At 52.3% G+C, this 14,827-nt stretch carries 12 protein-coding genes; 8 read left to right on the top strand and 4 right to left on the bottom strand.

Annotated elements, in window-relative coordinates; all coding sequences use genetic code 11:
- Positions 1–14: 14 nt before the first annotated feature.
- Positions 15–1,829 (top strand): translation elongation factor 4, encoded by a 1,815-nt coding sequence (gene lepA, locus HMPREF9473_RS19355; RefSeq protein ID WP_006781896.1) that lies wholly within the window; start codon positions 15–17, stop codon positions 1,827–1,829.
- A 3-nt stretch (positions 1,830–1,832) separates the two neighbouring features.
- Complete coding sequence (gene hemW / locus HMPREF9473_RS19350; RefSeq protein WP_006781895.1) at positions 1,833–2,993, top strand: radical SAM family heme chaperone HemW; 1,161 nt, start codon at positions 1,833–1,835, stop codon at positions 2,991–2,993.
- Between the two features lie 77 nt (positions 2,994–3,070).
- Here the strand turns inward: hemW and HMPREF9473_RS19345 are convergent, their stop codons facing one another.
- Both HMPREF9473_RS19345 and HMPREF9473_RS19340 read right to left on the bottom strand, forming a co-directional pair.
- On the bottom strand, positions 3,071–3,790 hold the full coding sequence (locus tag HMPREF9473_RS19345; RefSeq protein WP_050810096.1) for a 3D domain-containing protein: 720 nt from the start codon (positions 3,788–3,790) through the stop codon (positions 3,071–3,073).
- Between the two features lie 244 nt (positions 3,791–4,034).
- Positions 4,035–4,541, bottom strand: coding sequence for a 3D domain-containing protein (locus HMPREF9473_RS19340; protein ID WP_242830867.1), 507 nt, complete (start codon positions 4,539–4,541; stop codon positions 4,035–4,037).
- Positions 4,542–4,886: 345 nt separating this feature from the next.
- Here HMPREF9473_RS19340 and hrcA point away from each other — a divergent pair, with 345 nt between their 5' ends.
- The 4 genes from hrcA to dnaJ all read left to right on the top strand — a co-directional run bounded on the left by hrcA (position 4,887) and on the right by dnaJ (position 9,851).
- Positions 4,887–5,924 (top strand): heat-inducible transcriptional repressor HrcA, encoded by a 1,038-nt coding sequence (gene hrcA / locus HMPREF9473_RS19335; protein ID WP_006781892.1) that lies wholly within the window; start codon positions 4,887–4,889, stop codon positions 5,922–5,924.
- The gene (gene grpE, locus HMPREF9473_RS19330) at positions 5,914–6,615 is read left to right on the top strand and encodes a nucleotide exchange factor GrpE (RefSeq protein WP_347509350.1); all 702 of its coding nucleotides are present in this window, start codon (positions 5,914–5,916) and stop codon (positions 6,613–6,615) included. Before hrcA ends, grpE begins: the two co-directional genes overlap by 11 nt.
- A gap of 75 nt (positions 6,616–6,690) precedes the next feature.
- Positions 6,691–8,556 carry a molecular chaperone DnaK gene (dnaK, locus tag HMPREF9473_RS19325; protein WP_006781890.1) on the top strand — a complete coding sequence of 622 codons (1,866 nt, stop codon included), beginning with the start codon at positions 6,691–6,693 and terminating at the stop codon, positions 8,554–8,556.
- Between the two features lie 119 nt (positions 8,557–8,675).
- Positions 8,676–9,851, top strand: a complete 1,176-nt coding sequence (gene dnaJ / locus HMPREF9473_RS19320; RefSeq protein WP_006781889.1) for a molecular chaperone DnaJ — start codon at positions 8,676–8,678, stop codon at positions 9,849–9,851.
- A gap of 48 nt (positions 9,852–9,899) precedes the next feature.
- On the opposite strand, the gene HMPREF9473_RS19315 is transcribed toward dnaJ, so the two are convergent.
- Together HMPREF9473_RS19315 and HMPREF9473_RS19310 are read right to left on the bottom strand one after the other, a co-directional pair.
- On the bottom strand, positions 9,900–11,126 hold the full coding sequence (locus HMPREF9473_RS19315; protein WP_006781888.1) for an acyl-CoA reductase: 1,227 nt from the start codon (positions 11,124–11,126) through the stop codon (positions 9,900–9,902).
- Positions 11,123–12,259, bottom strand: a complete 1,137-nt coding sequence (locus HMPREF9473_RS19310) for an acyl-protein synthetase (RefSeq protein WP_006781887.1) — start codon at positions 12,257–12,259, stop codon at positions 11,123–11,125. Before HMPREF9473_RS19310 ends, HMPREF9473_RS19315 begins: the two co-directional genes overlap by 4 nt.
- A 207-nt stretch (positions 12,260–12,466) precedes the next feature.
- On the opposite strand from HMPREF9473_RS19310, the gene HMPREF9473_RS19305 reads away from it, so the two are divergent.
- Entirely contained in the window at positions 12,467–13,027 is a 561-nt protein-coding gene (locus HMPREF9473_RS19305) for a glucan-binding protein (RefSeq protein ID WP_242830866.1), read from the top strand.
- A gap of 31 nt (positions 13,028–13,058) precedes the next feature.
- The gene (locus HMPREF9473_RS19300) at positions 13,059–14,813 is read left to right on the top strand and encodes a sensor histidine kinase (RefSeq protein WP_006781885.1); all 1,755 of its coding nucleotides are present in this window, start codon (positions 13,059–13,061) and stop codon (positions 14,811–14,813) included.
- The last annotated feature ends 14 nt before the right edge of the window (positions 14,814–14,827 follow it).

Genomic DNA, 14,827 nt, shown 5'->3' with positions numbered 1-14,827 from the left:
AGAGAGGATAACAGATGGCAATCGTTGACCAGAGCAAGATACGTAATTTTTGCATTATCGCACATATAGACCATGGAAAATCAACCCTGGCGGACAGGATTATCGAGAAGACGGGGCTTTTGACCAGCCGGGAGATGCAGGCCCAGGTTCTTGACAATATGGAGCTGGAGCGGGAGAGGGGCATCACCATCAAGGCCCAGGCAGTCCGCACCGTTTACCGTGCCCAGGATGGGGAAGAATATATTTTCAATCTGATTGATACCCCAGGACATGTGGATTTCAATTATGAGGTATCCCGAAGCCTGGCCGCCTGCGACGGAGCGATTCTGGTGGTGGACGCGGCCCAGGGCATCGAGGCCCAGACCCTGGCCAACGTGTACCTGGCTCTGGACCATGATTTGGATGTGTTCCCGGTGATTAACAAGATTGATCTGCCAAGTGCGGACCCGGACCATGTGGCGGCCGAGATTGAGGATGTCATCGGCATCGAGGCCCATGACGCCCCCAGGATATCCGCCAAGACCGGTATTAATATAGAAGAAGTGCTGGAAGCCATTGTGAAAAAGGTTCCGGCTCCCGTGGGAGACCCGGACGCGCCGCTGCGGGCGCTGATTTTTGACTCCCTGTATGATTCCTACAAGGGTGTTATCGTGTTCTGCCGTGTGAAAGAGGGCACGGTGAAGCGGGGAACCGTCATCCACATGATGGCCACCGGCGCGGACGCGGAGGTGGTGGAGGTTGGTTACTTTGGCGCCGGCCAGTTCATCCCCAGCGAGGAGCTGAGCGCCGGCATGGTAGGCTACATCACCGCCAGCATCAAGAATGTGAAGGACACGGCGGTGGGCGACACGGTGACTGACAAGAACAATCCGTGCAAGGAACCGCTTCCCGGATACAAAAAAGTGACTTCAATGGTTTACTGCGGCCTCTATCCGGCCGACGGAGCCAAGTACAACGATTTGAGAGACGCGCTGGAGAAACTCCAGTTGAATGACGCGTCCCTGTTCTTCGAGGCGGAGACCTCCGTGGCGCTGGGCTTTGGATTCCGGTGCGGATTTTTAGGGCTCCTCCATCTGGAGATTATTCAGGAGCGTCTGGAGCGGGAGTACAACCTGGATTTGGTGACTACCGCGCCGGGAGTTATTTATCGTGTATACAAGAAAAATGGGGACATGCTGGAGCTGACCAACCCATCCAACCTGCCGGACCCGTCCGAGATTGAATATATGGAGGAGCCCATTGTCAGTGCGGAAATCATGGTGACCACCGAGTTTGTGGGCGCTATCATGACCCTGTGCCAGGAGCGCCGCGGCGTCTACCTTGGCATGGAGTATATCGAGACCACCAGGGCCCTGCTCAAATACGAGCTGCCGTTAAATGAGATTATCTACGATTTCTTTGACGCCTTAAAATCCCGCTCCAGAGGCTACGCGTCCTTCGATTACGAGATGAAGGGCTATGAGCGCTCCGAGCTGGTGAAGCTGGACATTCTCATCAATAAAGAGGAGGTGGATGCCCTGTCCTTTATCGTGCATGCGGATTCCGCCTACGAGCGTGGAAGAAAGATGTGCGAGAAGCTGAAGGAGGAGATACCGAGACATTTGTTCGAGATCCCGATTCAGGCAGCCATCGGAAGCAAGGTAATCGCCAGGGAGACCGTCAAGGCCATGCGCAAGGACGTCCTTGCCAAATGTTACGGCGGAGATATTTCCCGAAAGAGAAAGCTGTTAGAGAAACAGAAGGAAGGCAAGAAGCGGATGCGTCAGATTGGAAATGTGGAGATTCCGCAGAAGGCATTTATGAGCGTTTTGAAGTTAGACGAGGAATAAAAGTTGAAAAGACAACCCTTAGAGTTATATATCCATATCCCGTTCTGTGCCAGGAAATGCGCCTACTGCGATTTCCTGTCCGCCCCTGCGGTGGACTTGGTGCAGCACGCCTATGTGGATCAGCTGGTGGAAGAAATACTGGTTCAGAGTACCTACTACAAGGGATACGGGGTTGTAACCATATTTATTGGAGGAGGCACTCCTTCTATTTTGAAGGAAGAGGAGATGGCCCGGATTATGAAGGCCGTCTACGCAGGCTTTGTGGTGGAGGACGGGGCAGAGATTACCATCGAGGTGAATCCCGGCACGGTGAACCAGCAGAAGCTGGAGACCTACCGGGCCTGCGGCATTAACCGTATCAGCATCGGGCTTCAGTCGGCGGACGACGCGGAGCTTCGGGCGCTGGGCAGAATTCACACCTTTGACGATTTTCTGAAAACGTATCAGAGGGTGAGGCTGGCCGGCTTTCATAACGTGAGCGTGGATTTGATGTCGGCCCTGCCGGGGCAGACGGTGGCTTCCTGGAAGAACACTCTCAAAAAGGTGGTCATGCTGAAGCCGGAGCATATCTCGGCGTACAGTCTGATTATCGAGGAGGGGACTCTGTTTTATGAGCTGTACCATCCCCATCCGGAGCTGCTGCCAAATGAGGACGAGGAGCGGGAGATTTATTACGCCACCAAGAAGTATTTAAAAGAGCAGGGCTATGAGCGGTACGAGGTGTCCAATTACGCCAGACCGGGATTTGCCTGCCGTCACAATATCGGTTACTGGACCGGCGTGGAGTACCTGGGGCTGGGACTTGGAGCATCCTCCTACATACAGGGCTTTCGGTTCCACAATGAGACGGATTTGGAGACCTACAAGGCCATCCACATGAACCAGCCGGATGCGGATGAAAAACTCCACAAGGAGATCGAGGAGATGTCCACCAAGGCCCAGATGGAGGAGTTCATGTTTCTCGGCCTTCGTATGAGCCAGGGAGTATCCGGCTCGGAGTTCATGAACCGGTTTGGGTGCAATATGTGGAATGTGTACGGAGAAGTGCTGAGGCGCCTGGAGGAGGACGGACTGATTGAGGTGGAGAGTCCCTGGGTGCGTCTGACGGATTTTGGCGTGGATATCAGCAACTATGTGCTGAGTGAATTTCTGCTGGATGATTGAATGACAATTAGAGATAAGAAGAGTCAAAAGGAGAAGCCGGTAACCCTTCATGGGGAACCGGCTTTTGTGATAGGTGTTTAAACGACCAGAAATGCCTCCACATTTCTCACCCCATAGCTTCGGCACTCCGCATGGGTGTTGAAGAAAATGTCAATATGCTTTCCGTTGACTCCGCTGCCGATATCCTCCGCGGTATAAATTACGCCGTTAATCATGACGTGGCTGCCGTGGGGAATCACGGATGGGTCCACGGAGATGGTGCGGCCCGCGGTGGCGATGGTGCCGGTGCTGGTCCGTCCACCCCAGCCTGAGGAGCAGGAGCGGCATGGACAGTAGGCGGTGGTCTTGAAGGTGCCGAGTGGAATCAGTCCGCCGTTGGCCGCGGAAGCGATTTCCCCGCCCTGGCAGTACAGGGAGTTGGTAACGGCCTCGCCGTTGACGGTGCATTCCACCAGGTAGAGGCTGGTGTCTGTGGTATCCCAGGTTATGGGAACGGTGAATCCATATTTTCCGGTCCCTTTGCCGGAAGCCTTCAAATCATCCCGGTATTCTTCGGCGGAAAGAGTGGTATCTTGTACAATTTCGGAAGTGCTGTATTTCTTTACTACCACTTTTACGGTGGCGGGAGTATCCGGCGTGCTGCTGTTCCAGGCCCATCCCACAATATTGCCGCCCAACAGGCCGTCCAGGCGTCCCTCATTGGTGGAGGCGAAAGCCGTGGTGCTGCCCAAAACCATCAGCAGCATCGTTATAATCATTCCTATCATCACATGTCTTTTTTTGGTAACAAAATTCATAACTGTTTTCATAACAAAATTCCTTTCTTAGCTGTTCAATATATTTGCAATAACTCTTAACACATATTATATATATGTAACAGAATTGTAATATATGAACATTAAGTATGAATTTTACATGTTTTCCAGGATTTGTCAACAAAATGGGCAAAAAAATAAGGAATACGTAATATTTCTTACGTATCCCTTTTTCGGCATCTTATGTAGGTTTTATCAGTATATCTCCCGTTCATTCCGGTGTTATTTATGAATATGCATCCCCGGGGCCGTTGAGCGGTCTGGAAGGTTTGGTCTCTTCGGCAGGGGCCTCCACTTTCTTTTCCTCCGGCTTGGAGACGAAAAATACTTCCGTGTTGGATAAGCCGTGGGCCAATGCATCCTCATGGGAGCCATAGTAGATGTCAATTTTCCGGCCGTCAACGCCGCCGCCCATATCCTCCACCGTGTAGACGATGTCGTTGATTTTCACCTTGGTGCCAAGTGGCAGAAGTGTTAAATCTGCGGAAATGGTGTGGTTGGGGGTAGGAGTTGTGCCGCTGTAGGTCAGTCCGGAGCCCTTAGAGCACTTCTCACAGCTGCAGTAACCGGTTGTTTTGAAAATGCCGAGGGAGTCGCCCTCTTTCAATTCGGCAGGTTCTGTCGGCTCTTCCACCTGTGGAACGCCGGGACCCTTGTCCGAGGTTTCTGTCCCGGCAAACGCCGTGAAAGAAAAACATAAGATACAAATGGCAGTCAGTGCGGCTGCTCTCATACTCTTTTTACAAATATTACAGATTGTTTTCATGATGTCCCTCGCAAAGTAGTTGTTATGGTTTATCAGTTACAATTATATTACAATTTTGTTAAAAGTCAAGAAATTCCTGATTTTGTAAGATTATCCTAACAGTTGGGTGACATAAATCTTCTATATTTAGGAAGAAAAGTTTTTGTAAAAACCTATTGACAAAGACGGGGCAAAGGATTATATTAGGAACATAGATATTAGCACTCGACATGAATGAGTGCTAACAAGCTAGAAGATACTGGTAATGAGTGTAGATTTGAAATCTCCTGCCAGCGTCTCAGTTACAGATTACGGATGGAAAGGATGGGTGATATGGAGCTGGATGACAGAAAGATTACAATATTAAAAGCCATCATCAAGAACTATATGGATACCGGCGAACCGGTGGGTTCCAGAACCATTTCCAAATACACGGAGTCCAAGTGGAGTTCCGCTACCATCCGCAATGAGATGTCGGATTTGGAAGAGATGGGCTATATCATACAGCCCCACACTTCCGCCGGAAGAATTCCCTCTGACAAGGGCTACCGATTCTATGTGGACCAGATTATGGAGGAGAAGGAACTTCAGGTGACGGAGCTTCAGGAGCTGATGATTCAGCGGGTGGACCGGTTGGAGCTGGTGTTAAAGCAGCTGGCAAAGCTGCTGGCCAACAATACCAACTACGCGGCCCTGATAAGCGCTCCCCAGTACCACCACAACAAACTGAAATTTATCCAGCTGTCCCGTGTGGACACCTACAAGCTGTTGATAGTGACAGTAGTGGAAGGCAACATTATCAAGAACACCATGGTGACCATTCACGAGGAGATTGAAGATGAGGAACTGCTGAATCTGAATATTCTGCTCAACAGCAGTTTAAACGGACTGACCATCGAGGAGATTAATCTGGGCGTTATCAGCAGCCTGAAAGAGCAGGCGGGCAATCACAGCCAGGTGGTGGATTTGGTGCTGAACGAAGTCGCCGACGCCATCAAGGCCGATGAGGATGACCTTCAGATCTATACCAGCGGGGCCACCAACATTTTCAAGTATCCGGAGCTGAGCGATGGCGAGAAAGCCAGCCAGCTGTTGGGAACCTTAGAACACACCGAGCTTTTGCAGGATTTGATATCGGATGTGAACGAATCGGAGGAAAACTCCGGAATCCAGGTTTACATTGGCGATGAGACTCCCGTGCAGGCCATGAAAGACTGCAGTGTGGTGACAGCGAATTATGAATTGGGAGAGGGCATCCGTGGGACTATAGGTATCATAGGTCCCAAGCGCATGGATTACGAAAAGGTGTTAAAGACGCTGAAAACGTTGATGACACAGCTGGATGCGACCTTTAAAAAAGATGAAAGGTGACGAGGAAACTGTGAATAGTGAAGAGATGAGAGATGAGGCAGTGATGCCGGAGGAGACGGAGGACGTCAGAGCGCCGGAGACGGCGGGAGAGGCGGACGCGCAGGCAGAGACAGAGATGCCAGCAGGGAAAGAAGTGCCGGAAACAGAGACGGCCGGAGCGGAGACCGGAGAAGAAAATGATTCCGAAGACTCCGGGAAGAGCCAGGAAGAGCCGGAGAAGAAAGGCTTTTTCGGCAAGAAGAAAGACAAGAAGGACCCGAGGGACGCCCAGATCGAAGAGTTGACGGACCGGGTGCGCAGAACTATGGCGGAGTTTGACAATTACAGAAAGCGGACGGAGAAAGAAAAGTCAGCGATGTATGAGATTGGGGCGAAGGATATCGTCGAGAGAATGCTCCCCGTGGTAGATAATTTTGAGAGAGGATTGGCCGCCATCCCGGAGGATGCAAAGGGTTCGCCGTTTGCGGAGGGGATGGAGATGATATATAAGCAGCTGTTGAAGGCGTTGGAAGAGGCAGGTGTGAAGCCAATCGAGGCGGTTGGGCAGGAATTTGACCCCAACTTCCACAATGCGGTGATGCATATTGAAGATGAAAATCTGGGTGAGAATATTGTGGCCCAGGAGCTTCAAAAGGGTTACATGTACCGGGACTCCGTGGTGAGACACAGCATGGTCCAGGTGGCTAACTAGTTGGAAACTGGAAATTGGAAATTGACGAACATCAGGAAATAAAGTATATTAACGATGAATTCAGGAGGAAAAACGATGAGCAAGATAATTGGTATTGACTTAGGTACAACCAACAGCTGTGTAGCTGTTATGGAAGGCGGTAAACCGGTGGTTATCGCCAACACAGAGGGTATCAGAACCACCCCGTCCGTAGTTGCATTTACAAAGACAGGGGAGCGGTTAGTCGGTGAGCCGGCAAAACGTCAGGCGGTTACCAACGCTGACAAGACCATCTCTTCTATTAAGAGACATATGGGAACCGACTATAAAGTGAGCATTGACGACAAGAAGTACTCCCCACAGGAGATTTCCGCTATGATTCTGCAGAAGTTAAAAGCAGACGCGGAGAGCTATCTGGGTGAGAAGGTGACAGAGGCGGTTATCACCGTTCCTGCATACTTCAACGACGCACAGCGTCAGGCGACCAAGGACGCAGGCAAGATTGCCGGCCTTGATGTAAAGCGTATTATCAACGAGCCGACAGCCGCAGCGCTGGCATACGGTCTTGACAATGAAAAAGAGCAGAAGATTATGGTATACGACTTAGGCGGCGGTACCTTTGATGTGTCCATCATTGAGATTGGCGATGGCGTGATCGAGGTTCTCTCCACCAACGGTGATACAAGACTGGGCGGCGATGACTTTGACAACCGGATTACCCAGTGGATGGTAGACGACTTCAAGAAAGCGGAGGGTGTTGATTTATCCGCAGATAAGATGGCGCTCCAGAGATTGAAAGAAGCGGCTGAGAAGGCGAAGAAAGAGCTGTCCACCGCTACCACAACCAACATTAACCTGCCGTTCATCACAGCAACCGCAGAGGGGCCGAAGCATCTGGATATGAACCTGACAAGAGCTAAATTCGATGAGCTGACCCATGATTTGGTTGAGAGAACAGCGATTCCGGTACAGAACGCATTGAAGGATGCGGGCATTACCGCTTCCGAGCTTGGCAAGGTGCTGCTGGTTGGCGGTTCCACACGTATGATTGCAGCACAGGAGAAAGTAAAACAGCTGACTGGCCAGGAGCCATCCAAGAGCCTGAACCCGGATGAGTGTGTTGCCATCGGTGCGGCTATCCAGGGCGGCAAGCTGGCAGGAGATGCCGGTGCCGGCGATATCCTTCTTCTGGATGTTACCCCGCTTTCCCTGTCCATCGAGACCATGGGCGGCGTAGCTACAAGACTGATTGAGAGAAATACCACAATCCCGACCAAGAAGAGCCAGATCTTCTCCACAGCGGCTGACAACCAGACCGCGGTTGATATCCACGTGGTTCAGGGCGAGAGACAGTTTGCGAGAGATAACAAGACCCTCGGACAGTTCCGTCTGGATGGAATTCCGCCAGCAAGAAGAGGCGTTCCGCAGATTGAGGTTACCTTCGATATCGATGCCAACGGTATTGTAAATGTATCCGCCAAGGATTTGGGAACTGGCAAAGAGCAGCATATCACCATCACATCCGGTTCCAACATGTCCGATGATGATATCGATAAGGCAGTGAAAGAGGCCGCTGAGTTTGAGGCGCAGGATAAGAAGCGTAAAGAGGCCATTGATGCAAGAAATGATGCCGATTCCATGGTATTCCAGACCGAGAAGGCACTGGAAGAGGTTGGCGATAAGATTGACGCCAATGATAAGGCGGCAGTGGAAGCTGATTTAAGCGCACTGAAGGAAGCAATTAATCGCGCACCGTTGGAAGAGATGACGGATGCCCAGGTGGAGGACATCAAGGCAGGCAAGGAGAAACTGATGGCTAGTGCCCAGGCGCTGTTTGCTAAAGTTTATGAGGCCGCTCAGGGAGCCGGCGCCGCAGGCGCAGGCCCGGATATGGGCGCCGGTGCGGCAGGTGGAAGCCAGCCGGATGATGATGTGATTGACGGAGACTTCAAAGAAGTGTAGAATACCATAGGTGGCCGGTATGTACCGGCCACCTGATAAAAGAGAAATTTGATATCACCGGTAAGTGTTGTAGAAATCATTTACAACACTTTTTGGTGATGTATGAAAGGTAGACTGACATGGCAGAGAGCAAGAGAGATTATTATGAAGTCCTGGGCATAGACAAGACGGCGGATGACGCGGCCATCAAGAAGGCATACCGCGCGCTGGCGAAAAAGTATCATCCGGATGCCAACCCGGGCGACGCGGAGGCGGAGAAAAAGTTTAAAGAGGCATCTGAGGCTTATACCGTCCTCAGTGACCCGGAGAAGAGACGGCAGTATGACCAGTTTGGCCATGCGGCCTTCGACGGCGGCGCTGGTGGCGGCGGTTATGGCGGATTCGGCGGATTCGATTTCAGCGGGGCTGATATGGGCGATATCTTTGGGGATATTTTCGGCGATATCTTTGGCGGCGGAAGAAGTTCCAGAGGCGCCAGATATAATGGTCCCATGCGCGGCGCCAATGTGAGAACCAGCATCCGCATTTCCTTCGAGGAAGCCATCTTCGGATGTGAGAAAGAGATTGAGATCAATTATAAGGATGAGTGTGCATCCTGTCACGGAACCGGGGCAAAAGCCGGAACCAAGCCGGAGACCTGCCCGAAGTGTAACGGCAAGGGCAAGATTATGTACACCCAGCAGTCCATGTTCGGCCAGGTGCAGAACGTGCAGACTTGTCCGGACTGTGGAGGCAGCGGCCAGATTATCAAGGAAAAATGTCCGGACTGCCGCGGTACGGGGTACATCACGAGACGAAAGAAACTGAAAGTAACCATACCGGCCGGTATCGACGACGGACAGAGCATCCGTATGGCCGGAGCCGGCGAGCCAGGCACCAACGGTGGCGAGCGGGGCGATCTGCTGGTGGAGGCGGTTGTCTCCAAGCATCCGGTATTTATCCGTAAGGATATGAATATCTATTCCACTGTTCCGATTTCCTTCGCCACAGCGGCTCTCGGCGGTCCAATCCGCATCAACACGGTGGACGGCCAGGTAGAGTACGAGGTGAAGTCCGGAACCCAGACCGACACGAAAGTCCGCTTGAAAGGCAAGGGCGTGCCGTCCCTGCGCAACAAGGCGGTCCGCGGCGATCACTATGTCACCCTGGTAGTCCAGGTGCCGGAGCGGATGAACGAGGAGCAGAGAGAAGCGCTGCGCCGGTTCGACGAGGTGATGACAGGAAAGATTACCAAGTCCGGTGAGGACGAGGGAAAAGAGAGCGGGAACCATAAGAAAAAAGGGTTCTTCAAGTGAACAGAATAAAATGATTGAAAGAAAAAGGCTGAAATCCCGGTGTGGGTTTCAGCCTTTTGTGATGATTCGGCGGTATCTTCTCAAGGGATATTCGCCGTCGTGAGCGCCCGGAGTATGGAGTTTCGACATGCTGCCGCCATCGCAGATGCGGACAGCGCCGGCCCGGCAGAGCAGGTAGGCAAGCGCCTCACGTTCGTCCTCCCCGCACAGCAGTCCCACGGTCTGAAGGTGGCTCTTCTGTTCATGAAGGGCGGAGATGATTTCTGCCCTGGGAAGCGGCTTCACCCAGCAGTTTCCATATAGAAGAGACAACGTTAAATCGCAGTCGGAAGAGGCGGTGACACTGACACAGCCATCTCCATAAACGACGGCACTCTCCGCAGAATCAGAATTCATCATGGCGCTCATCCGTGCTTCCTGGACCCGGAGAGTATTTCTTGCGGTGACGCCCATATCCGGCGCTCCCTTTTCCCTGGCGGCTTCGTCGTAAGCCTGTCTCAGCACGGATAAAAACCGCTTCGAGAACTGTTTCACCAAATCTATGCGGTCAGTATCCAGGTAGATGCCCTGGCAGGAGCTGCACAGCGTCTGGCCGGTTTCTATCATATGGCGGGCCAGGTCCAGCAGTTCTGCCTCTTTCCCCAAACCGGTTTCCGTGACATAGGCAAAGCTTAACTTGTGCCCCCACTCAATCAGCCGTGTATTGGGTGGCGCCAGGGAGCGCACGGAGAGGACGGCCTCGTCCCCGCCCCACAGCACCACGGCGTCAGACAGCTCCATCAGCTGTCGCATCCGCTTTTGATTGGAGGATGGGAAATCAAACACATAAATATAGTTTTGAAGCGACGGCTCCATCCGGATTAACTCCCTCAGAAGAAAAGCGGAGACGCCCTGCTCCCCAGCCGGCAGCTTCAGCAGATTGATGTTCCCGGCCAGCAGACCTTCCACGACGCTGTATGCGGAAAGCCCGTCCAGATTGCCGGCGCCGATGTGAAACAGAACACCGAGAGGAAAGGAATCCCCCCGCTCTAAGTCTACTCCCAGCTCTAACACAAGCCGTGCCGATAAATAGTCCCGGCTGAGCATCACCACAGCTTCTTCCAGTTCCCGTGCGCTCACAGACCCGGCCCGCCCGGTTTCCTCAAGCAGCAGCCGGTAGTCTCCCCGCGCAAGCTTCTCTGACACGCGCTGACAGGCCGACAGAACGACCTCCGGTTCCGGAACGGGTCCTTCCAGCGTTTTGCATATCCGTGACTTCAATTCCGAAATTCTCATAGCCCCTCCCGTTTATTCTCTGACGACAGATATTTCTCCGCCCCGGCGGCGCAGGTCTTGATTTCTCCCAGACCGGCCCGCCCAAGTATCTCAAAGTAGGGGGCGTCAATCCCGCATCCACAGTCCCGTCCCCGGTGAAGAACGGCCAAATCATCGGTCATAATGCTGGACAGCGGCATACTCTCCGCCATAGGGGAGAGCAGATTCAAAATCCCCGGCTTCCCAAACCCCAGCGGTTCCAGCGTTTTGACATCCCGGATGATAACTCTTCCATAGATGGGGACATGAAAATGATGGTTTTTGCAGCTGCAATAGATACCGGGATGCTCCGCCGCGCCAAAGAATTCCAGACAGCGGCTCTCCGGGATTCCAAGCGTCTCCTCCAACAGCCGGTAAAGCTCCTGTTTGTCCACCTGTTCTTTGTAAAACTGCTTCCACCCCCCGCCCAGTATCACCATGGAACCTTTGGGAAGACGGTAGGAAATACCGGCCTTTTTAAGCTCCATCAGGAGAAAATAAGTATACGCCGGAAATCCAATCAGCCGCACCGGCCATCTCATCTTCGCATACCGCTCCAGCGCTTCCTGAATTCCTCGTCGATTCAGCCTGTATTCTCCGCGGCAGCGGCGAAGCGCGTATTCCGTGTGGAGGATCACAGGGGCGTAAAGGCGGGAAGCGCTCTGGGTCTTGGAGATGATAGTGTGATTCTCCCGCCCCGGCTCATAGCCGAGAATCAGGTAGTTGGTCGGTTTTAAGGAAAACAGCCCGTGAAAGAGAGCGGTCCGCACGGCCATGACAAGGCCGAAGCCCAGACCTTTCGCGTCATACCCCACATGGCTGGCCATTCCTCCGGTGCCCGACGAGGTTGCCTTTAAGACAGCCCGGCCCGGCGGCAGTGACCACAGCCGGTGTTTTTTGAAAAACAGGGTGGGAATGGGAGGCAGTTTGGACAAATCCTCCACGTTATGAATATCCTCCGGCCGGACACGGCCAGCCGCCAGAATCTTTCGGTATCCCTCACAATGCTTTTCGTGAAAGGCCGCATTTCCCTTCATGGCCGTCACAAAGAGGGCGTCCGTATGGGGATGGTCGTACAGTTTTGGATAAAAAAACAGCTTTTTTCGGTAGTCCATATTCACCCTCCCGGCCATGCCGATGTGGCAGTTTTATTTCTATAATCTCATTATAGAGAATCCTCTTCTTCATGTCCAGTCAAATCCCCAGTTTACATTGTAAGAGAAAATCCCTTTTTCTTTCCCCGCCAATCTGATATAATATTGGAAAAAAGTAACAGTTACAGGAATCAATGGCAATAGAGAAATATACGGAGGAGAACAAACATGATGAAACGATGGATAAAAGGTATTTCCCTGGCACTGGCAATCGCTCTTATGAGTCCCCAGGCGGCGCTGGCGGCCCGCGGGCCAGGCGTGGGAGGAGAGACGGCCGGCAGCGGCGACACTTCCGTGCGTTTATTTCCGGGATGGAACGGGGCGGGAACCATTTCCCCCATGATATCCACAAGCCCGGATGAGTTTGACGGCCCGGACGACGACGATTCCTACCCACAGGGTTGGCGGTACAGTCCCTCCGGCTGGTGGTACCAGTACGCCGATGGCGGCTGGCCGGTCAACGGCTGGAAATACATCGACTCCCGCTGGTACTTCTTCAACGCCGACGGCCACGCCGTGACCGGCTGGATTCAGGTGGACGGCAACTATTTCTATATGAACCCGGTGGATGACGGCACTTTTGCCTCCATGCGGACCGGCTGGCAGATTGTGGACGGGAAAGCCTATTATCTCAACACCCGCTCCGACGGGACCTTGGGAAAACTTCTCATGAACACCACAACCCCGGACGGATATAAGGTTGGGGCTGACGGGGCGATGATACCGTAAGATAGGAGAAAAAGGAAAAGGGGAAGGGCACATGAAACGGAAAATCTGGTATTTTCAGACAAAACTGGCGCTGGTGCAGATATTTCTGGTGCTTCCCATTCTGGCCCTGCTGAGTTTTGGACTGTTCTTTCAGGTGCGGAAATCGGCGCTGGAGGCCATTGACGCGTCGCGGAACGATTTTTTGCAGACGGCGGCGGTGTCCTTTGACCAGATTTATCTGCGGATGATTAAGCTGCTTGAGAAACCCTATACGGATACCGTGCTCTATGACATCATTACCACGGAATATTCGGAGAGCGGGAACCGGAATAAGAATTTAAATGACGCCCAGACCAACAAGCTGCTGGGCAATATTATCTATTATGAACCCAACATTGCGTCCATCACGCTGGTGCTGGACAATACAAACAGTGTCTATTACAAACGGCGGGCGCCGTCCATCTCCGTGAATGTCCACAATGAGGACTGGTATGATTTGACACAGAGCAGCTGGTATCAGGAGGCTATGGACGTGGACAGCTATCTTGTGGCGCCGGCGGTCTGCGATGAACTATATTTAAAAAGTGGTGTCACCATACCGATTGCCCAGAGACTGATGAATGTGCTGAAGGACCAGAAGATAGGAGTCTTTCGGATTGATTTGGGCATCGAGAGTTTTTACCCGGGATGGAATCAGGTGGTTCAGGACAGGGAGACGGATATCTTTGTGGTGCTGGATTCCTATGAGCGGCTGATTTACAGCAGTTCCCGGGAATTTGAAGAGGATTATCCACTGTTATCGGAGATGGACACCGGCTCTTTTGACGGAAATTACCATGTAAACCGGTATACGGCGCCGGAGAGCGGATTACAGTTTCTCTATCTGTCCACGGATTTTTCGGCGCTGAATTTAAAACAGCCCCTGTTCATGGCGGGAAGTCTGTTCCTGTTATTTTATGTCGTATATGCGGCTGTCTTTATCCGGTGGTCCAGCCACTACATCTCGGAGCCGATTCAAAAACTGAAGACGGCCATGATGACCGGACAGGAGAACCAGCTTTGGGTCAGATGCGAGCCCCTGAAGGGGGAAATGGGAGATTTGAGCAAGGCGTTCAACCAGCTGATGGAGCGGATGGAGCTTCTCATCCAGGAGGCCACCAGCCATGAGCAGGAGAAGGCCAGACTGTCCTACGAGGTGCTGCAATCTAAGATCAACCCGCATTTTCTGTACAACACGTTAAATGCCATCCGGTACAGGGCGGACAGAATCGGCGCGAAAGAGATTTCCCACGGACTGGAATGCCTGGCATCCCTTCTGCGTTTTACCATTAAATGTACCGACGATGTGATTCCATTTTCCCAGGAGCTGGAGCAGCTGGAAAATTATATTCAGATTATGAGAATCCGGTACGGGGATGATGTAGATATTGATTTTGATATTGATGAGGAATGTTACCAGTACAAATGCTTGAAATTCTTAATCCAGCCGGTGATTGAAAACTGCTATGTACATGCCTTCGGCGCGGATAAGGCGGAGGCGGGAACGGTTTTGGTGACCATTGTCTGCGAGGAGGAGTCCATCCTGGTGACAGTCACGGACAACGGTATGGGAATGACCGACGAGCAGTTGAAGAAAATCACCGAGAGCCACGCCCAGAAAGAGAAATCCAGCTATTCTGGAATCGGAATTGACAATGTGAGACAGCGGCTGGAAACATTATTTGGGAAGGAATATACGCTTCAAATTGAGAGCAGATACGGAGCCTACACAACCGTGACGGCGAGAATTCCAAAGCTGCCACTGTGACGAAGCCAGCAGGG

The sequence above is a fragment of the Hungatella hathewayi WAL-18680 genome (genome assembly GCF_000235505.1).
Taxonomy (GTDB): Bacteria; Bacillota; Clostridia; order Lachnospirales; family Lachnospiraceae; genus Hungatella_A; species Hungatella_A hathewayi_A.
The sequence above is the reverse complement of the archived record's forward strand: the minus strand, read 5'-3'. Positions and strand labels throughout refer to the sequence as shown.